This is a genomic window from Niallia alba (assembly GCF_012933555.1).
Classification (GTDB): Bacteria; Bacillota; Bacilli; order Bacillales; family Cytobacillaceae; genus Niallia; species Niallia alba.
In genome coordinates this window covers 1800789-1820935 of record NZ_JABBPK010000001.1, presented here as the reverse complement: position 1 = coordinate 1820935, position 20147 = coordinate 1800789, and the positions used below count along the sequence as shown (strand labels likewise).

The 20147-nt window shown below is 35.2% G+C and carries 16 protein-coding genes and 1 riboswitch; of the genes, 2 read left to right on the top strand and 14 right to left on the bottom strand.

The annotated features are described in order from the left end of the window. Positions 1-53 precede the first annotated feature (53 nt). Together HHU08_RS08735 and HHU08_RS08730 are read left to right on the top strand one after the other, a co-directional pair. A complete protein-coding gene (locus tag HHU08_RS08735) occupies positions 54-896 on the top strand; it encodes an SPFH domain-containing protein (RefSeq protein WP_169188295.1) in 843 nt (280 codons plus the stop codon). 12 nt (positions 897-908) lie between these two features. After that, positions 909-1073, top strand: coding sequence for a hypothetical protein (locus tag HHU08_RS08730; RefSeq protein WP_016200850.1), 165 nt, complete (start codon positions 909-911; stop codon positions 1071-1073). Between the two features lie 91 nt (positions 1074-1164). Here the strand turns inward: HHU08_RS08730 and HHU08_RS08725 are convergent, their stop codons facing one another. The 14 genes from HHU08_RS08725 to HHU08_RS08660 all read right to left on the bottom strand — a co-directional run bounded on the left by HHU08_RS08725 (position 1165) and on the right by HHU08_RS08660 (position 20020). Further along, positions 1165-4347, bottom strand: a complete 3183-nt coding sequence (locus HHU08_RS08725; protein ID WP_169188294.1) for a DEAD/DEAH box helicase — start codon at positions 4345-4347, stop codon at positions 1165-1167. 396 nt (positions 4348-4743) lie between these two features. Beyond that, a complete protein-coding gene (locus HHU08_RS08720; protein WP_016200848.1) occupies positions 4744-5709 on the bottom strand; it encodes a S8 family peptidase in 966 nt (321 codons plus the stop codon). 425 nt (positions 5710-6134) lie between these two features. Next, a complete protein-coding gene (locus HHU08_RS08715) occupies positions 6135-7025 on the bottom strand; it encodes a CPBP family intramembrane glutamic endopeptidase (protein WP_016200847.1) in 891 nt (296 codons plus the stop codon). 31 nt (positions 7026-7056) lie between these two features. Then, positions 7057-8067 (bottom strand): asparaginase, encoded by a 1011-nt coding sequence (locus HHU08_RS08710; protein WP_016200846.1) that lies wholly within the window; start codon positions 8065-8067, stop codon positions 7057-7059. A gap of 22 nt (positions 8068-8089) precedes the next feature. Beyond that, the gene (locus HHU08_RS08705; RefSeq protein WP_101730131.1) at positions 8090-8854 is read right to left on the bottom strand and encodes a GNAT family N-acetyltransferase; all 765 of its coding nucleotides are present in this window, start codon (positions 8852-8854) and stop codon (positions 8090-8092) included. A gap of 177 nt (positions 8855-9031) precedes the next feature. Continuing rightward, positions 9032-9457: an ATP-binding protein gene (locus HHU08_RS08700; protein WP_016200845.1), complete on the bottom strand. Its 426-nt coding sequence runs from the start codon at positions 9455-9457 to the stop codon at positions 9032-9034. Positions 9458-9636: 179 nt separating this feature from the next. Continuing rightward, positions 9637-9719: riboswitch (cyclic di-GMP riboswitch) on the bottom strand. A 315-nt stretch (positions 9720-10034) separates the two neighbouring features. Then, complete coding sequence (locus HHU08_RS08695; protein ID WP_016200844.1) at positions 10035-11171, bottom strand: glycoside hydrolase family 88 protein; 1137 nt, start codon at positions 11169-11171, stop codon at positions 10035-10037. A gap of 336 nt (positions 11172-11507) precedes the next feature. Beyond that, positions 11508-11822, bottom strand: a complete 315-nt coding sequence (rhaM, locus tag HHU08_RS08690) for an L-rhamnose mutarotase (protein ID WP_016200843.1) — start codon at positions 11820-11822, stop codon at positions 11508-11510. 583 nt (positions 11823-12405) lie between these two features. Beyond that, entirely contained in the window at positions 12406-13458 is a 1053-nt protein-coding gene (locus tag HHU08_RS08685; protein ID WP_016200842.1) for an aldose epimerase family protein, read from the bottom strand. Positions 13459-13720: 262 nt separating this feature from the next. Further along, on the bottom strand, positions 13721-15346 hold the full coding sequence (locus HHU08_RS08680) for a glycoside hydrolase family 13 protein (protein ID WP_101730136.1): 1626 nt from the start codon (positions 15344-15346) through the stop codon (positions 13721-13723). A gap of 65 nt (positions 15347-15411) precedes the next feature. After that, positions 15412-16419: a LacI family DNA-binding transcriptional regulator gene (locus HHU08_RS08675; protein WP_169188293.1), complete on the bottom strand. Its 1008-nt coding sequence runs from the start codon at positions 16417-16419 to the stop codon at positions 15412-15414. 122 nt (positions 16420-16541) lie between these two features. Further along, positions 16542-17852: a DUF4179 domain-containing protein gene (locus tag HHU08_RS08670; protein ID WP_169188292.1), complete on the bottom strand. Its 1311-nt coding sequence runs from the start codon at positions 17850-17852 to the stop codon at positions 16542-16544. After that, a complete protein-coding gene (locus tag HHU08_RS08665) occupies positions 17845-18363 on the bottom strand; it encodes a sigma-70 family RNA polymerase sigma factor (RefSeq protein WP_101730138.1) in 519 nt (172 codons plus the stop codon). The genes HHU08_RS08670 and HHU08_RS08665 overlap by 8 nt, the downstream gene beginning before the upstream one ends. A 163-nt stretch (positions 18364-18526) precedes the next feature. Beyond that, positions 18527-20020, bottom strand: coding sequence for an aldehyde dehydrogenase family protein (locus HHU08_RS08660; RefSeq protein ID WP_169188291.1), 1494 nt, complete (start codon positions 20018-20020; stop codon positions 18527-18529). Positions 20021-20147: the final 127 nt, after the last annotated feature.

Below are 20147 nucleotides of genomic sequence, written 5' to 3'. Positions count from 1 at the left end.
ATACAAAAGTGATATCATAATTATATCAAATTGAAATTATAGGAGTGATTCATTTGAAAGAAAAAAACGCATTTCATTTTAATGGATTTATCGGTGTTCTCCTTATTGCTATTTCCCTTTTTCTTGGTGTCTATTTACTTGTACAAGAACTTCCAGGTGTAGGCATTCCGTTTATATTAATAGCTGCACTTCTTAGTAGTGGGATCACCATTATTCAACCAAATCAGGCTGTAGTTGTAACCTTTTTCGGTAAGTATTTAGGTTCGATTCGCAGTAGTGGATTATTTTTAACAATTCCACTAACTTTAAGAAAAACCATTTCCTTACGTGTACGCAATTTTAACAGTAAGCGATTAAAAGTAAATGACGTCGATGGGAATCCAATCGAGATAGCAGCCGTTATTGTATTCAAAGTAATTGATTCAGCTAAGGCGATTTTCGATGTGGACAATTATGAGGAATTTGTAGAAATCCAAAGTGAAACAGCTATCCGCCATGTTGCCACGAAATATCCATATGATACCTTTGAAAATGTGGAATTGACATTAAGAGGAAATGCAGAAGAAGTTTCCAACGAGCTTACAACAGAATTACAAGCTCGACTTGATCTTGCTGGAGTCGAGGTAATCGAAGCAAGATTAACTCATTTAGCCTATTCTACTGAAATTGCTCAAGCAATGTTGCAGCGCCAACAAGCCTCTGCTATTATTTCTGCTCGTCAAAAAATTGTGGAAGGCGCTGTGGGTATGGCGCAAATGGCCATTAACCAATTAGAACAAGATAAAATCATTGAATTAGATGATGAAAGAAAGGTACAATTAGTAAATAATTTACTAGTAGCGATTGTTTCCGAAAATCCTACAACTCCTGTAATTAATACAGGTACTTTATATTAATGAGTGGTATACATGACGAAGAAAAAAAGCTTTCCATTACGCATTGATCCGGAGCTATACGAAGTACTGCAAAAATGGGCTGCAGATGATTTTCGCAGCATTAACAGTCATATTGAGTATTTGCTTCGTGAATCTGCCAAAAAAGCCAAGCGATTTCCAAAGCAAAAAGAAGAATGACTTAGCAGATGATTCGTTTCATCTAAAAAGGAGACTAGAGCTTTTATAAAAAGCACTGGCCTCCTTCTTTTTTTGCATTTCGCTATTTAGCTTAGCTTAATAATTCCATTAAATCCTCTTCTGTTATGGAAGATATCATTTTTTCATCTGAATCAATAATTTCATCCACTAAGCTCTTTTTCTTTTCCTGTAGTTCATATATTTTCTCTTCAATCGTTCCTTTGGAGAACAGTTTGATGACATCTACAATATTTTCCTGCCCCATTCGGTGCGCACGATCTGCCGCCTGCTCTTCAACAGCAGGATTCCACCATGTGTCATATAGAATAACCGTATCGGCAGTCATTAAATTTAGTCCTGTTCCCCCAGCTTTTAAGCTTATCAAAAAGTAATCTCGTTCTCCTAAATTATAGCGATGACATAATTCCACTCTTTCATCTGAAGGCGTATTCCCGTCCAAATAAAAAAATGATAATCCCTTTTTCGCTAATTCCTGTCCTATAATGTCCAACATACTTGTAAATTGAGAGAAAATCAGTACTCTTCGATTGGAACGTTGTGCTTCTTCCATTAATTCCATTAAATGCGCTAGCTTAGCAGAGCCACCATCATAATTTTCTACAAATAAAGCAGGATGACAGCATATTTGACGTAGTCTTGTTAACCCAGCAAGAATTCTAATCTTATTTTTTCGTAATGTATCTTTATTTAAGTGCTTTAGTGCATCATGTCTTAGTTTTGCCAAATAGGCTGCGTATAATCTCTTTTGCTCTGGTAACAATTCCACCATTTCGCTCCACTGCCTTTTCTCAGGTAGTTCTGCTAAGACATCCTCTTTTAACCGGCGCAGCATAAAAGGTCTTATTTTTTTCGCAATCTGCTTATTTGTAAGATTTGCGTATTCCTTTAACCCCTTCAATAATTCAGGGAAAACAATATGGAAAATAGACCATAGCTCTTCAATGGAATTCTCAAGCGGCGTACCCGTTAAAGCAAAACGATTTATCGCTTTTAACCTTTTCACTGACTTAGCTGTTTGAGAAAGTGGGTTTTTGAAATACTGTGCTTCATCAAAGAAAACAGTGTGAAAATCTTGCTGTTCATACCATTGTATATCTTGTCTAATTAATGGATAGGACGTAATCAAAACATCGATATTTTCTAAATCCTTTTGTAGCAGCGCTCGCTCCTTTTTATTCCCATCGAGGACAATACATTGAATAGTTGGAGCGAACTTCATGATTTCTCTCTGCCAGTTATATAGAAGGGAAGAAGGACAAACGACTAGCACTTTTTGTTTTTCTCTGCGAATCACTGGTAATTCAGATACGATAAAGGCAATACTTTGAAGCGTTTTGCCTAACCCCATATCGTCTGCTAAAATTCCGCCAAAATGAAATTGCGATAAAGTTTTCATCCACTTAAATCCATCTTTTTGGTAGGACTTCAGCACATCCTCTAAATCAGCGGGAACCTTAATCGTTAATGTTTCTGGATGTAGGAGAGAATTAATCAGTTCAAAATATGATTCGTCTAGTTTAAATATCTTTCTGTCTTCCTCTATAAACGATAGGCTTTCTAAAAGAGTGAGTTCAAATCCACTGACAAAATCCTTATCTTTTATTTGTGGGGAGTGAAGATAGCTTTGAATTTCCTCCATCTCCCTCGTTTGTAAGGCAAAAAGGGACCCATCCTGTAATCGATAATATTTACGCTTTTCTTCTAAAGCAGCTAACAGTCCCTTGATTTCACGTTCTGGAAAGCCTTCCATCTCAAATTTAAACTCTAGCCAGTTTATCCGGTCCTTCTTTAGCTTCACCGAAAAACGAGGCCATGTTTTCTCCTTGAAAATTCGAGTTCTAATCGCGGTTGTTGCATAAACTTTCACAAGCTTTTGCAGCTTTGGTAATACATAATATAGAAAATCAAACTCCAATTCTTCGTTAAAAAGCATATACCCACTATCCGTTTTCGCAAATGAACTTCCATCCATTAATTCTAAAATTACTTCTTCTTTTTTCCAATCTCTAATAAGCACTGCTTCTATGTCTTTGTCTCGTTCATGAACTGGATTGATAACGATATTTTCATAGCGGAATTCTAGGCTTGCCAACAATCGATTATTCACTCTATCTAAGTATAGCTCTGCTTGTAGAGGCGCTTTGCCAATTTTTTTTGAAAGCTCTCTCTCCAATTGAACTTCTCCCAACTTTTTCAAGCCTGGGGCAACCTTTTCCAAAAAGAAGTCTAATTGATTGTTTGCAATAGGAATATCATTCTTGCCAACTTTCTCCGTCATTTTCTTCATTTCTACAAGCCTGTTAAAATCCTCCGATTCCATTTGGATAACCTTTCCGTCTATCATTACTGCATAATATTGATGCAAGAATAAAACAGAATCTATTCCATGAACATTCAATTGATAGCTTCCTGTTTCCTCCTGATATAATTGAAAGGTAAGTGGAAGAGGTTCATGAGAAACTTGCAAGGGTATTCTCGTCTCGCTATATTCTTCTAAATAGATTAATTCCTTCCAGTGTGAACGGAGGGTAATCCAAGAGGACGGTGGTATTAATAGAGTATCTTTACCGCCTAGATTGCTTAATTCGTTGTGATGATTCAAAAAAATCGTTTCATCGCTTACCACTTTCCATAATTCCTGAAGGATTGCTTCCCTTTCTTCTTTTACACAGTGAAGCATTGGGTCAAATTTCTGCGATGGGGCATATTCATATGCTTTGCCTTCTTTCATTCGTTCTAAAAATTGGCGAATGTCTTTAATTTTATTAGATAAAAGGTGAATTTCGATGCCAAACATATTTGCTTCTGATCCAACTTGCATAACCTTTACCCAGAATTCAACCGGTACTACTTCCCTTTTTTCAAAGTGCCGTTGTTTCTTTGGTGAAGGAGAACGCGTCTGATTAAATAAGGCAAAAAAATCATTAGATACATTTGGATTCGTATCTTCCATTAAAGAAGGCTCCTTGCCACTCATCTGAAATTTCTTTATCTCCATCAAGACAGCTGCAATATGCTGACACTCCTTTTGGAAGGAAGCAAGCTTTGGACAAGAACAAGTCGCTTTTATTTCACCAGCCTCTAGAGCAACCATTACAGCAAAATCTTCAGATGCTTGAACGAATGCTTCACAGTAATCTTCTTTATATTCTTTAAACAACACCTTATGATTCTTCGAAAATGCCTCGCCCCTTTTCAAAGATACAGGACCACACATCTCCATGACCATTTTTCGTGTAATAACGATATTCAACAATCTAATCTCCTTCATTTAATATTACAAACTACGCACAAATACCTCCTTACACTTTACTACTTTTTTCGTAACATTTCTATTATGAGAGTATTGTAAAATTAGGTAGAAGTTGTTGTTGTTTGTTAGATGCTTTATTGATGGTGAATTGAAAATTTGGATTATATCCTTGTTTGGTTGATCATATATAGGGTTTGGATCATATATTTGATTTTTGGATCATTTCCTTGTTGGTTTTGATCATATATTTAATTTTTGGATCATTTATCCGATTTTTGGATCATATAATCTTTTTTTCATCCATCCCGCCACTCCGTTCTTCTTCCACTACTAAAAAAAGTGGACAATCTTCCCTTTTCAAGAAGTTTGTCCACTTTTAAAAATATTTCTTTCCTCTTAAATACTATTGGCAACAAGTAATTGCACAGCAGATTGGAGTTTTTCCGTCAATTCATCTGGAGCCGTTAAATAGAGAATCCCATTCCCTTCTAGGCTTGGTTTATTTCCTAATGGGATGGTTCTTTTAATCAATTGTGCATAAATTTCTGGTTCTGTTAAATTTCTTTCAAAAGCTTCATTGCTGATTATTTTAATTAATGCTAACGCACCGCTTACATGTGGTGCAGCCATCGATGTTCCTGTTAGGCTTGCATATTTCCCATCTAAAAAGGTAGAAAGAATCTCTTCCCCAGGGGCTACTAAATCGACTTCTCTATTTGAATTGGAAAAACGAGAAGAATTTCTCTCTAAATCGACAGCACCAACACTTATTACTTCATTATAGGCAGCGGGATACCCCAATTCTTCGGTTGAAGCGAGACCATCCCCTTCATTACCTGCTGCACATACGACGAGAATTTGCGCTTCGACTGCTTTTTTCACTGCCGCGTGTAATTCCTCTACATCTTCCGGTCCTCCAAGGCTCATGGAAATTATGTCGGCCCCCTGCTCAATGGCATAATAGATTCCATTTATAATCCAATCATATTGCCCGGAACCTTGTCCATTTAAAACTTTTACAATTAAAAGAGAAACTTCTGGCGCTACTCCTGTTAATCCACTGTCACTTCCAGACGCTCCAATTGTTCCAGCAACATGTGTCCCATGCCCATTATAATCCATATAAATTTCTGAATTTCCATTGTCATCATCCGTAAAGTTTTTACCACCTATAATACGTTCTTGTAAATCTGGATGATTAATATCACACCCAGTATCCAAGATAGCAATGGTAATCCCTTTTCCTTTTGTTTTATTCCATAAATCAGGTGCCTGAATTAGTTCAATTCCTTTTGGTATTTCTGTTGATAGGTCAACTACCTCTTTCACTTGATAAGGAATTACTCTACATTCTTTTTTCATATAACAGCCTCCTAATAATAGAATGAATAACACAAAGATAATTTTAACAATTCTGAATTATATTAATAAGAGGCTTAAGACTCATTTCAGAACATTTGTTCCTTTTCCTTATTTTAATAGACCATATTAATAGAAAAAAATAGCCTTACCAATAAAGACTATTTTTTCTTCGTCCTATTCTCTTTATTTAAAAATAAAGGCTGTTTTCTAAAAGATTGTTGCTTTCTCAATAGAAAAAATCAATTAATGAGGAAATCTGAGCAGCCTGAATACACGTAGACTCCTGTGGGATTAGCGAGACAGCCTGAGACCCTGCAGGGGGAAGCAGACCGCGGCACAGCGCGAGCCCCACGGAAAGCGGAGTGTATTCAGGCTGCGGGTCATAGCAACAAACTTTACGAAAATAGCCAAAATAAAAGAAACATTTATTTTACTCCATATTTTTTCCTAATCAACAAATAAAAAGAAACAAAAATGACAATCGACCAGATTAAGGAATACAATGGACTTGTATCGATAATTCTAAAAAGACTTGGGATATCTCCTGCAACAGAATCATCGTATGTAAATAATAAGAAGATCATCATATTATTCGCCGCATGTGCACCAATAGATAACTCTAAACTGCCTGTTTTTACAGCTATAAAGGTTAGAGCAAATCCTACAAACAAATAATCTAATCCCACTAATAGTGCAGAATGATTCATTTCAGGATTTGCAAAATGCAAGGATCCAAAAATCAGTCCCACAATAAGTGCTAATAGAACGGGATTCTTCAATTTTTTTCCAACCCATTGTAGCAATAATCCCCTAAATAAAAGCTCTTCTACCGTCGTTTGAATCGGAACAAACAGAATTACGACAAGGAATAAATAGACATACTCAGAAAATGAAACATTATTCCATGTATAATCAGCTGCATTTATTAAGAAATCCAAACCTGATGTAACTAGGAATAGTCCAGTAAATACGGCAAATCCCCAGCCTATCTTTTTCCAATTCACTCTTTTTTCGCCAGTAATCAATGTCCGGAATTTTCTTTTGTGAATAAAACGTACTCCAATCCATAGACCAACTAAAGAAATGATATAAATAATATGTGTCAATAATAAGCTGATAGTGCCATTTCCGCCAACTACCATTCCTGTATCTAGATCCAAATATGTAGCATCGTTCCCATCTAACTCCACGCGCAGTAACTCAATAATAAAATAAATAATGGAACCTGCTATCATAAAGCCAACAGCCAATAAAATGGAAAATAAATAGCGCGGCCATTTATTTTTTCCTTCTGTTACGTTCAAATAATGTTTCAATCTCTCTACTCCTTTGTATCATTTTTTCAAATCAGATTCTCTTTTCCAAAGCGAAATTTGCACGTATTTCGCCAATTTTTTCTTTTCTTGCATTGAGCACTGGAGCATGCACATATCTTTCTAAATCAGCAAAAATTTTCTCCTCTTTATAGCCTAGCTGACTTAGTACCTCCATTGCTGCAACATTTACTGCTCGTGCTCCCCCATCTTCCACCTTAATCGCAATTCCGATTCCTTCTTCAACAAGCCCCATACACTGAACGGCCTCAGCACCTGCTTTTGAAACAATCTGTCCTTGATATGCAGTCATTAAGTCCGTATCAAATCTCCTTGTACCACCAACCATTTCAGGAAATTCCATCATGCTATCTCTTATCCGTTTCACTATATTTCTGCGCTCTTCGGATTTAATAGCATCTGGGCTTGCTAGTCTTGCATAACCAAGTGCTGTATGATATAGAGGTAATTGATGGACTGGTACGCCACAACCATCTACACTAAGCTTTATATTTTCTTTCGGAAAATCACATATGTCTTCAATCGCCTCTAAAATTCGTTGTTGATGTGGATGCTCTATTTCCCGATAAGTGGAGATATCTTCTTTCATGTGAATAGCAGTTGCCAGCATACCAGTATGCTTACCAGAACAATTACTGAAAACAGGTGTCACATCTCCCCCATTTCGCAACAACTCTTTATAGCTTGTTAAGTTCCATGGTGTATGGGTTCCACATTGCAGATGATCTTCCTTAATGCCTAGTCTTTCTAACAGCTGAAGAATGGTTTCTCTATGGAAGGATTCTCCTGCGTGAGAAGCGCAAGCAATTGCTATTTCAGCATTATTATAAGAATAGGTATCTGCAGCTCCTGTTTCTAAAAGCGGAATCGCTTGAAATGGCTTCATCGACGACCTAGGAAATGTCATCCTATTTGGATTTCCATAGGAATATAGTAATCTACCTTCTTTATTTACTACAGCAACATGAATAGTATGTGTACTTTCCACATATTGTCCACGATAGACAAGCATCGGCTCATTCAAATCAATCTACTCCTTTTTCTTTTTAAGCATGGAAATTTTCCTTCAATGCTTCATATTGAAATCCTTGTTTTTGATAGTTTTGCATTTTATACATTTCTTTTGGCGTATCCTCTCCATCTGCTAATAAAATGATGGTCTTATTTGGAAATAAATCCATCACCATTTTTTGCATTCGAGCGGCAATCCCTTTTCGTTGATATGCTTCAATTACAAAAATTCCGTCAATTTCGACCGTTTTATCTGCTATAATTACTTCTAAAGCACCAGCTGCTTTTCCTTTATAATAAGCTATTACTTGCAAAAATTGAGGATTTTTAAAATTTTTCCGATAGATTTCTGTTTTGCCTTTAGCAAAATCTATTCCATATTCTAAATCCTGATTATATTCCAATTGTAAATAATCCTCAAAATTATCCTCCGTTACTTCCTTAATCAGAATCTCCTCTATATGCGACAATGCAGGAAATTCACTGGGATCAATTGCATAAAGCTCCGTCAATCCCACATCATAGTGAAGGTTACGAACAATATGGTCTAGTAGCTCTTTCGTAAATTTTTGATTTTCTGGAAAAATAAATTTAAGATGCTTCTGCCCAGTTCTTTGATGAAACTCTTTCAGGTATTCTTCTACCAGCTCAAATTCCATTATTGTAGGCATTGCTTTAAATTGGATGTAATTACTGTCATACTGAAGGAGCATTTCTGCATTATGAATATGTATCCAATTAGTAGTTTCCTTTATTTGATTTCCTTCCTTATGGATGTTGCTATAGGTCACTTTCTCCATGATGTTATTCCTACCCTCTCCCAAACTACTTTTTTACCGTAATATACTAATAATAAACGATTCATTTATAGAAATCAGTAGATTATAGAAAAAAATGACAATATTTCATTTCACCCAAACGCAAATAGGACTGCTCATAAAGGAACAGTCCTAACAAAATAATCATTCTCTCTACAATTATATGGCTTCTGCATTTTCCCTCCTTTCTCTCCATAAAAATACTTCGTTGCCTCTTTCATTATAGTGCACTTTTTGAAAGATTTTCATCATCATTAAAATACCTCTTCCTCGTTCCTCAAGCACAATATCACTCAAAAGCTTTTCTGTACCATATTTTTCGATATCATGAAATTTCTTTGCCACATTAAATCCTTTTCCATGATCTTTAATCCGCATATCGACAGTATGCTTTGTATATTGTAGTTCTAAAATAACAGGAAACTCCCCATGTTCAATAGCATTATTTACAGCTTCACCGATTCCCACACTAAGCATAAAATCCTCAGACAACCAATCTCTTAAATCCTTATTTAATTTATCTTTCCATTCTTTCTCTGTATGATCCTGTATTACTATCGTTTGATAGCTAATATGTTCACTCATATGTTGCCCCCCATTTTTAGAAAAGCACAAGCTCCTTATAATCGACAAATATCGTTAATACATATTTACAAGAAACGAAGATTTGATGTTTGTCGGCACATTGATGCTGGAACTGAACATTCATTAGAAATATGACTCTTTTGTGTCCATAAAAAAAGACTAACAAAACAAACAAGGATAGTTTGGTTAGCCGGTTGCGCTAGTAGCTCATAATCAACAAAGCGCCCAAATAAGTTGATTAATCAAAGCTTTCTACCTTTATATCTTTCTCCATAATATGAAGTTAATCAATTATATAGTATTATATACCCAGATAGAATCGTCATAAACCTATATTGTTAGAAAAATTATAGCAAACTACTCTTACTTATCAAAAAATGGAAAAAGCCAACTTTTTAAATGGATATAAAAGACCCGGAACTATGAAGGACCCTTGAGAAAAGATTACATTTAAACGAAATATACTAACTAGTTTATATTGCATTTACTTACTATAAAGGATAAATACAAAAAATCAGTGGGAATTTAACTCCCACTGATAACAAAGTTACTTATACTCTTCATACCCACTTAATTATCACCAAAATAAAACATCCTTTTGCCGCAATACGTTAAGAGCCTCAACAAAAAAATAGTCTCCATAAATTAAAGGAACATCCACATTCTTTTGCTCTGGAAAATGACTTGTTCCGTTATTTAGTAAACCTTCCTCTTCTTTGTCTTCTTTTGTAGCACAAGTAGTGTAGAGAGTTTTTAATAAATTTGCTCCTGCCTCCTGATATATTGGCTTTTCAAAATCAGTTACAAGTTTCCCAAGCATGAGTAACCCACAAGCTGCAATCGAACCTGCCGATGAATCAGGGTAGGAATATCGTTTTTCTCCGTCTTCAGGAATACGAAAATCCCAAGCTGGACATTCATTTGGACGAAGATTAGAAAGAAAGAAATGGGAAACTGATTTTGCCGCATATAAAAATTCTATATTATTAGTATGCAAATAGGAAAGAGTCAAACCATATAATGCCCAAGCAGTTCCTCTTGACCAAGCACTATCTGGTGCATAGCCTTGACCACCAAGCTTATCTACTACTTCGCCTGTTTCTGGATCAAAGACAACAATATGATGCACAGAACCATCTGGCTGAATAAAATGCTTTTTAACAGTTTCTGCATGCTTTTCGGCAGCTATTTTGAAACGCGGGTCCCCAGTTTCTTCTGAAGCCCAATATAACAATGGAAGATTCATCATGCAATCAATTATTGCAACGCCTCGGTTATCCTCCTTCTTTGACCAAGCATTCCATGCACGAATATAATTGCCCTGTGCATTAAATCTACCTAATAAAAAATTGGCTGCTAATAAACCTCTTCTTCTTGATTCCTTATTACCAGTAAGTTTATAATTTGCTAGACTCGTCAGCGTCCACATAAACCCCATATCATGATCTAATTTTTCTGAATCAGACAATAAATAATCCAAGTTCGCTTCACACTGTTCTGCCGTTTTTCTAAGTGCGTCATCCTTATTTTCTTGATATACCTGCCATAAAAGTCCTGGCCAGAAACCAGCAGTCCACCATTCAGGATCTTCCAATACATATTTCTTGTCTACACTTGCATGTGGAAAATTCGCACCAATCGTTTCATTATTTCGAGTTGTTTTCTCTATTACAAACTCCCAAGCTTCTTCAAGCCATTTTTCGTTATCACTCATTATAATTGCACAACTCCTTTTATTCGAATCAGCCAACTCCAAAAAAAGAAAAGGTTTTCATTTTTAGAAAAAATGTTAATAAGCCCTCTCTTTCTCTATGGTTACTATACTCTCATTATAGGAATTTCATTACCTATCAACAATGTACAATCTTTACTACTTCTCGAAATAATTTTACTCTTATTGCTATTCCTTTTATAAATCATTATTTATTTTGTGTAGTTTTTTTCCATACTACTACATTTTTTTCCTTTGAATAATCCATTGTAAATTACTCCAGATTTCCCTCAAATTTCAGCTCTCATAATCCGTTCCCCTTCATGGATAATTTTCTGCTTAGTCTAAATGAAAAACTTCTTCTAATTTATGGGTTACAGGACTATAATCTTCATTTGTTTCCATTATTGGCGCCATGTATTTCCACCATTTTCTGCATATTGCTGTTTGGGAGATAAGTTCATATGTCTCTTCATCCGCTACTTCTAAATAAGCAAATAACACTTGCGATTCACGATGAAGGTAAATAGAATAATTGGTGGCACCATGCTGTTTCAACGCTTCCTCCATTTCTGGCCAAAGTTCATCATGCCTATTTTTGTATTCGTTTTCATATCCGGGTTTAATAAACATAATAGATGCTATTCTTTTCATTGAATCTCCTCCTTGTTTTTAACAAAAAAAAACTATCTTAATTAATACGCAAACTACTGCTTCATTGAATAAAATGGGCTGAGAGGGTGAAGAAGACTACTTTTTAACCAATGTTTTCTAATTGCCCAATTATTAGTTTCTGTTTAATAGTTGAATTCTCCTTCAAGAAAAGCAATAATCGTACAATTCCATACTTATTCATAGATTTATCTACCTATATAATTCCTTTAATGGAGAGGCATCCTTTTACCCCTTTATGCCGAATAATGCAATTCCTTCCCATACTTGTTTTTGCTATATCGGAAGTCTTAACTTCTGCGCTTACACTCTTTGCCTTTCACCTCTCTCCTCTTATTTTCTTTTTATTATAGTAAAAATTGCACTTACATTAACGTTATTTTGCTATATACAGAGACAATATTTACTTCTTTTTATTTCATAAGGTTTGGGTTCATGATTTTTAAGGCAGTAGCCATTAGGTTGAATTAGTGGTTTTTGCCATTATTAAGATCTTTCTATCCACAAAAATAGGAAAAAACCATCATGATGATTTTTTCCTATTTTTGTATTTATGCCTATTCTTTTATTCTGTTACTCGAAATTTCAATTTCGTTTCAGCATGATATGTTTCTTCAGGTTTTAAAACAACGGATGGAAATTCAGGATGGTTAATTGCGTCGGGAAATCCTTGTGTTTCTAAACATACTCCTAAGTATTTTCTTCCCGTTACGCCATTAAAATCATATTTATCTTCTAATTGGTTACCTGAATAAAGAATGAGTGCAGGCTGATTCGTTACTAAAGACATTTCTCTTCCACTCTCTTTATCTCTTAAAATAGCAGAATGGGATCCTTCTTCAGAGAAAATAAGGGGATGGTCATATCCATTACCTACTAAAGTATTTTGGTCAAAATCATTATCAATTCCTGCTTTCAACAGCTTTCCTTCCGAAAAATCAAATGGTGTATTTTCTGTATGTACCATTTTTCCTGTTGGAATAAATCCTTCATCTAGTTCTAAGAAACGATCAACATCAGCAATTAGTTCATGATTAGTTATATCTCTTTTATTATTCCCACTTAAATTAAAATAGGAATGATTGGTCACTGTTACAGGTGTTTCTTTGTCTGTTTTTCCGTGGTATGTTAGGACTATTTCATTCTCATTAGTCAGTAAATAATCTACAGTAAAGTCAAAATTACCTGGATAACCTTCTTCTCCATCTGGACTATGATATGTATAGCGAATTCCAATTGCCCCTTCCTCTTCTACAATAGAAGAATCAAAGACTACTTCACTCCAACCAACATTTCCCCCATGTAAGTGATTAGGAGGAGTATTTGTATTTAATCGATACTCTTTTCCATTAAGTTCGAATTGACCACGATTAATTCTTCCTGCAACGCGCCCAACAATCGCCCCTAAATAAGGACCTGGATACTGTCTATACTCCTCTAATGTTTCAAAGCCAAGCACAACATTTTCCTTGTTTCCTTCCTTATCTGGAACTATAATTTTCGTGATAATGCAGCCATAATTCATACTAGAGAAACTCATTCCATTGTTATTCGTAAAAGTATATTCTGTTATCTTTGCTCCGTTTACTTCTCCCATTGATCTTTGACTATAATTCATATTAATCACTCCTTCTAATAATCATTCTTTCTCTCTTATTTTCCCACTTCTAATTTGAAATCGCCTTCATTTCCATGTTTTTAAATGAACATATATTGAAACGCTTTCAATAGTTTGTTTACCCTATTAACTAATCCCCAACTATATCTTACTTTATTTTATCAGAATTGATAATATTTTTTTTATTTTTTCTAGAGAAAATAAAAAAAGCTGTCAATATCTCACTTATCGATGATGTTGACAGCTTCCGTAATGTTTTCGATCAAATGCTTACAACAAAAGCTTCATATGGCTTTAAATGCACATTTCCAAAATCCACACTTTCACGATGATAATTACTAATAATCACCTCATCACACTCGTTAAATTCTGGTAAATGCAGCATTTTTTCTTGGTCACTAAAGTTGGCCACTACTACCCAAGTTTTTCCTTCAAACTTTCGTGTATAAGCAAAAATCTCTTCTTCCGTATCTTCGATTAGCTCAAAATCTCCCCATACTACGATTGGATTATCTTTTCTCAATTGAATTAAAGATTGATAACAATAGAAGACGGAATTAGCATTTTCTAAATTATTCTTAACATTAATATCCAAATAATTCGGATTAACATGCAGCCACGGTGTCCCGGTAGTAAACCCTCCATTCTCCGTATCATCCCATTGAATAGGTGTTCTTGCATTGTCTCTACCTTTTACATTAATCGAATGAAGGATTTCCTCTTTCGTATACCCTTGCTCTATTCGCTCATAGTACATATTAATACTCTCTATATCATTCACTTCACTAATATCCGAAATTGGGCAATTAGTCATCCCAATCTCTTCCCCTTGATAAATATATGGAGTTCCTTTCATTAAATGTAAAAGGATGGCAAACATCTTTGCACTTTCCACCCGATACTCTTTATCATTTCCCCAACGAGATACGATTCTTGGTAAATCATGATTATTCCAAAACAAACTATTCCAACCTTCATTCCCAAGAGAAGTTTGCCATTTTGCTAGTATGGATTTTAATTGCTTTATTTCTAATGGCTTTAAATCCCATTTTTGTTTCCCCTCTTGCTCGTCTAATCCAATATGTTCAAATTGAAAGACCATGGAAAGCTCATTTCTTGCTGGATTCGAATATAATTTAGCGATTTCAGGAGTTGCTCCCCAAGTTTCTCCTACTGTTAAAACATCATAATTACCAAACGATTTTTCATTCATTTCTTGAAGATAATCATGTAGCTTTGGTCCATTTCCAGTAATACCAAGATCTGGTTGTTTTCCTACTAAATCAATCACATCCATGCGGAAGCCACCGATTCCCTTTTCTAGCCAATAGTTCATCATATTCCAAACTTCTTCCCGCACTTTTTCATTTTCCCAATTTAAATCCGGCTGTCTTTTACTGAATAAATGCAAGAAATATTGTCCGCTATCTTCATCAAATTCCCAAGCAGAACCGCTAAAAGTAGATTTTAGCTCATTTGGTGCTTCACCATTTACCGGATCACGCCAAATATAGTAATCTCGGTATGGATTGTCTTTTCCTTTTTTGGCTTCAATAAACCATTTATGCTCATCTGACGTGTGGTTTACGACTAAATCCATAACAATTTTAATTCCTTTTTCATTCGCAGTTGCAATTAATTCATCCATATCTGCCATCGTACCAAATTCATCCATAATATCTTCATAATCACTAATATCATAGCCATTATCGTCATTAGGCGATTTGTATACAGGGCTTAGCCAAATAACATCGATTCCTAGTTTTTGCAAATAATCAAGACGATTGATGATTCCTCTTAAATCTCCAATTCCATCTCCATTACTGTCTTGAAAGCTTCTTGGATATATTTGATATACGACTGACGTTTGCCACCATTTCTTTTCCATTATATTACCTACTTTCTATGAAAATATATTCTGAACGTAAACGTTTACGTAAAGTTTAAAAAATTTTACTCCATCCTATTTATTACAGACGCCCTTTCTACTAATCGAAATGGCATCCTTTCTGTTTTCACTTCTACTTTTTGCTGAATAGCCTCAATCACTTTCAAGCAGCCCTTTTCTCCCATTAATTGAAATGGTTGTTCAATCGTTGTTAATGGAGGTACAGCCATTTCGGCAACTCTCGTATTATCGTAGCCTATGACGGAAAGTTCCTCTGGTATTTTTATCCCTAAGTCAAAGGCTGCTGAAATAACACCAAGTGCTACTTCATCACTTACACAAAACACAGCTGTTATTCCAGCCTTTTCAGCATGGAAAGCATAGAGAGCTTCTTTTCCGGCAGAAAAACTATAATCTCCTGCTTTTATGTAGTTAGCCGAAATACTTAATCCGTGATCCATTAATGCCTTTTTATATCCTTCTATCCTCGGAATCCCAGCTACTCGATCAGCGTAATCCACACCTGCCAAGCCAATTTTTCGATGTCCATGGTCAATTAGATACTTTGTAGCAGCATAGGAAGCTTCAAAATCATCTACTTTAATAAAAGGTATTTGTTTATTTTGTGTATCTGTAGACAATAGCACATAAGGGATACTCAATGATTCAATAGCTTGAATTTGCTCCTCGGTTAGTGGGATAGATACAAGAACAAGCCCATCCACTTTTCTTTCTTCTAGCATTTTTAAGCAATCAATTAATCGATTACCTTTCTCCCCAGCATGGGAAAGAATGACACTAAAGCCATGACATTGCGCTACCTTCTCCATCCCATTTACAATATCAGCATAAAAGATGGTTGACACGTTTGGCATGATAATACCAATTAAATTACTAGATTTTTTCACTAAGCTTCTCGCCATTTCATTTCTCCGATAGCCTAGCTCTTCTGCCATTTGCAGGATTTTCTTCTTTGTCTCTTCATTGTAACCACCTGCTCCATTTAAAACTCTTGAAACAGTTGCTGTGGACACATTGGCGACTTTTGCTATGTCTTTAATTGTTATCGTCATTTATTTCACCCTTCACGTAAACGTTTACGTAACTTTACTTTAACACAAAAATGTAACGCTTACAATAAAAAAACGTGTGCTTTGGTAATGGTATGATGAATACCACTACCAAAGCATGCAGCTTATTTTACTTCTATCTTTACATCCCCTTCGATGTAATTAGGGTAAGCGAATAATTCAAGACGTAAAGGATTTTTATAAACAGTGTTTTCTAAATGTAACTCCCATCTCTTTTCATTATTGGTACTTGTCATTAGTTCAGTAGATATTGAGAGTTCTTTTCCATCAGCATCTATTGCATAACTAAAGAGACTAAAATGATTTTCTGAATTCGATTCCATATAAAATTCTATTTGATTCTCAGAAGTTTTTCCTAATTTAAGCTTACCGTCTTTCGGACTTTTTATTAATTTACTTGCTTCCGTGTCTACAATAACCATCGCGTCTTCCTTATCAATTGCCATCAACTTATTTATACACAAATAAATTTCCTTCGTTTTTTCAAAATAATTAGACTGCAAATAAAATGTTTTCTCATTTTCACTTATATGCCTCATTACAGTTCCGTTTTTAATAGAACTCCAAACTTCTTCTTTTTCATTTTCCAACCGCATATCTTCAAATCCCAAAATTTCTTTTGTATTAGCAGGATCAAATGCTACCTTCACTCCAATTCGTAATGGGTACACGATAATTTCTTCTATCGTGATTTTTTGATTCTCCACTTCCACAACCTGGTTTATTGGATAAGTTATATTCTTCTTTACATTTTCCTTGAGTTCAAAAGGAATCAGAAATTTTATTTCTTGATTGTCCATTACTGTAACTAATTCAAAGTTAAACGTTAATTCCTCAAAAGAAAAAGAGTTTACAAATTGGTACTCAACCATATCTTGAAATTCATTTTGAATATCATCAGGAAAATATACATTATAGCTACGTGAATGCTCAGGAAATTCTTCTTTATTTAGGAGATTAATATACTTTATCTCTCCGCCAGTTAGTGGCTTTGTCGATTTCAACGTATAAAATACATTCATTCCTGATTCATCCATAATTACTCCATCTATCGTTAACGTCAAATCTCCTTTTGTCTCAGAAACATCTACCTTTTGATAATAATCATTTTCTATAATGGCGGAAAAGCCTTTATCTTGTTCAATAAAACCAATCATCCATTCCATCCCAGGGATTGTTGAGAGAGCATTTGCAAAAGTTGGGGATATTCGAATGGAAGTTACAAAGAAAATGATAATAATGGCAGCAATCGCAAGCCCTACTAATCGTTTTTGTTTTTTCTTAACCAGATTTTTTTCTCGCTTAGCTTTTAAAAATCCACTTAAAATGGCTTCATCGGCTTTTTCGATCGGTAAACTTATTTTTTTTAAGTCATTCTTTAATTTAGACAAACTTTGTTCCTCTTGTTCATACATGATCACTCTCTCCTTTCTCCTTAAAATATAGCCTTAATGTTTTCAGTACTTTATGTAATCGAGACTTTACGGTTCCTTCTGGTATTTTTTCCATTGCGGCAATTTCTTTGATCTTCGTATTTTGAAAATATTTCAAATAGATTAATTGCTGATCTTCATTAGATAACAATTCAAGGGCTTCCTTTAGTTCAATCAAGGATTGGTCTTGGTAAACAGATATATCATATACTTGGTTATCAGAAATAACTCTGTTGGATCTCTTTACTTGATCTTGACAATAATTGATCATAATTCTTGTTAGCCATGTTTTTAAATAGGCTGGCTCTTTAATGGTATGTATCTTTTTATAAGCTCGATAGGTTACTTCCTGCAATGCTTCTATTGCCGCATCTTCATCTTTTAAAAATGCTAAAGCAGCTCTTAGCAATGATTCTTTATATAATTGCATTACTTCCAAAAAGGCATCATCATCTCCTTTAATAGCTTTCTTACTAATCTCTAACTCTTCCAATTAATCACCTCCTCTATTCTCCTATACATTAGACTTTATACTGGGGAAAAAGTTCACGAAAAATATAAAATAAATTCCTTTTTATCTAAAAGCAAATTATACATGAAATTTCAAGCATAAAAAAAGCCACCAAGACAAAGTCCTAGCAGCTTCCTACTTTACTTTAATACAATCCCTCTGTTTCTTCTTTCGTTACAATATAAATATTTTTCGTCTGTGTATACCCATCTAATATGCTCTTATATGTTTCCCTACCGATACCAGATTTTTTGTATCCTCCAAATGGTGCTCCTGCTGGAAGCTGATTATACGTATTCACCCACATACGTCCTGTCTCAACCCCTCTTGCGACACGAAGTGCTGTATTAATATCGCGTGAGAATACTGCTCCTCCGAGTCCAAATTCTGATTGGTTAGCGAGCTCAATCACTTCTTCTTCTGTCTTAAATTTTATAAGCGTTGCAACTGGACCAAAAATTTCTTCTTGAGCAATACGCATCTCATTCGTGGCATCTGCTAAAATCGTCGGTGCCATAAATGCTCCATTCTCTAATCCGTTATTTATAAGCCTGCACCCACCTGTTACAACTCTTGCTCCCTCTTCTTCTCCAATTTTTACATATTCTAAAATTTGCTCTAATTGGCGTTCATTTATTTGCGCGCCCATCACGACATCTTCTTCCCACGGCAAGCCAACTTTTACATCTTCGAATGCCAGCTTCATTTTTGCAAGGAACTCATCATAAATGCCTTCTTGAATGAAAATGCGGGAACCAGCACAGCACACTTGTCCTTGGTTAAAGAGTATTCCTAATTGAACCCCTTCTAATGCGCGCTCCATTGGTGCATCATTAAAGATAATGTTCGCTGACTTTCCACCTAACTCAAGTGTAGATGGTATCAGTCTCTTCGCTGCTGCAACTGCAACTTCTTGTCCTATTTCAGTGGATCCTGTAAAAGCAATTTTTGCAAAGCCCTCATGTTTTAGCATATAGTCTCCTGAATGAGAACCACGGCCGGTAATCACATTGACTACCCCTTTTGGTAAAACTTGATCTAAAAGCTTGGCTAATTCTAATAGGCTCAAAGAGGTAGTAGACGACGGATGAATAACTACTGTATTACCTGCAGCGATAGCAGGAGCAATTTTCCATGCAGCCATTAATAACGGGAAATTCCATGGAATAATTTGTCCAACTACTCCAATAGGCTCTTTAATCGAAATCGATAAGGTATCTTCATCGAAGGCTTGAGCAGTTCCCTCTTCAGAGCGGATTACGCCTGCAAAATAGCGGAAATGATCAGAGCTTAATGGAACATCAATATTTCTTGTTTCTCTTAGTGGCTTTCCGTTATCCAATGTCTCCACTAAGGCTAATTTTTCCGCATGTTCATCAATTAAATCAGCAATTTTTAATAATAAATTGCTTCTATCTATTAAACTTACTTTCTTCCATGTTTTTAATGCCTCTGCTGCTGCAGCCACTGCTTGATCTACATCTGCATAGGTAGCGTCCACAAAATCAGCCAACTTTTCTCCATTACTAGGGTTATAGCTGCTAATTAGCTTTCCTTCTGAACCTTTTACCCATTGCCCATTAATATATAGACCATATTCCTTGTCCAATACAGTTGTTGCATTTAAAGAAGTGACCATTTTTAAAACCCCTTTTCAAATATTTAAAAATAAGGTATTAATTAGGAAGAAGAATGCTTTAGTCTTTAAAATTCCAGACCTTATTTTTATCCTGTTTTTTAGAATGGCTGTTTTCGTAAAGTTTGTT

Excerpts from the sequence above, each read along its gene's own strand:
- HHU08_RS08730 (WP_016200850.1), top strand. The coding sequence starts at position 909 with ATGACGAAGAAAAAAAGCTTTCCATTACGCATTGATCCGGAGCTATAC.
- HHU08_RS08720 (WP_016200848.1), bottom strand. The coding sequence starts at position 5,709 with ATGAAAAAAGAATGTAGAGTAATTCCTTATCAAGTGAAAGAGGTAGTT.
- HHU08_RS08705 (WP_101730131.1), bottom strand. The coding sequence starts at position 8,854 with ATGGAGAAAGTGACCTATAGCAACATCCATAAGGAAGGAAATCAAATA.
- HHU08_RS08700 (WP_016200845.1), bottom strand. The coding sequence starts at position 9,457 with ATGAGTGAACATATTAGCTATCAAACGATAGTAATACAGGATCATACA.
- HHU08_RS08695 (WP_016200844.1), bottom strand. The coding sequence starts at position 11,171 with ATGAGTGATAACGAAAAATGGCTTGAAGAAGCTTGGGAGTTTGTAATA.
- rhaM (WP_016200843.1), bottom strand. The coding sequence starts at position 11,822 with ATGAAAAGAATAGCATCTATTATGTTTATTAAACCCGGATATGAAAAC.
- HHU08_RS08685 (WP_016200842.1), bottom strand. The coding sequence starts at position 13,458 with ATGAATTATAGTCAAAGATCAATGGGAGAAGTAAACGGAGCAAAGATA.
- HHU08_RS08680 (WP_101730136.1), bottom strand. The coding sequence starts at position 15,346 with ATGGAAAAGAAATGGTGGCAAACGTCAGTCGTATATCAAATATATCCA.
- HHU08_RS08675 (WP_169188293.1), bottom strand. The coding sequence starts at position 16,419 with ATGACGATAACAATTAAAGACATAGCAAAAGTCGCCAATGTGTCCACA.
- HHU08_RS08670 (WP_169188292.1), bottom strand. The coding sequence starts at position 17,852 with ATGTATGAACAAGAGGAACAAAGTTTGTCTAAATTAAAGAATGACTTA.
- HHU08_RS08660 (WP_169188291.1), bottom strand. The coding sequence starts at position 20,020 with ATGGTCACTTCTTTAAATGCAACAACTGTATTGGACAAGGAATATGGT.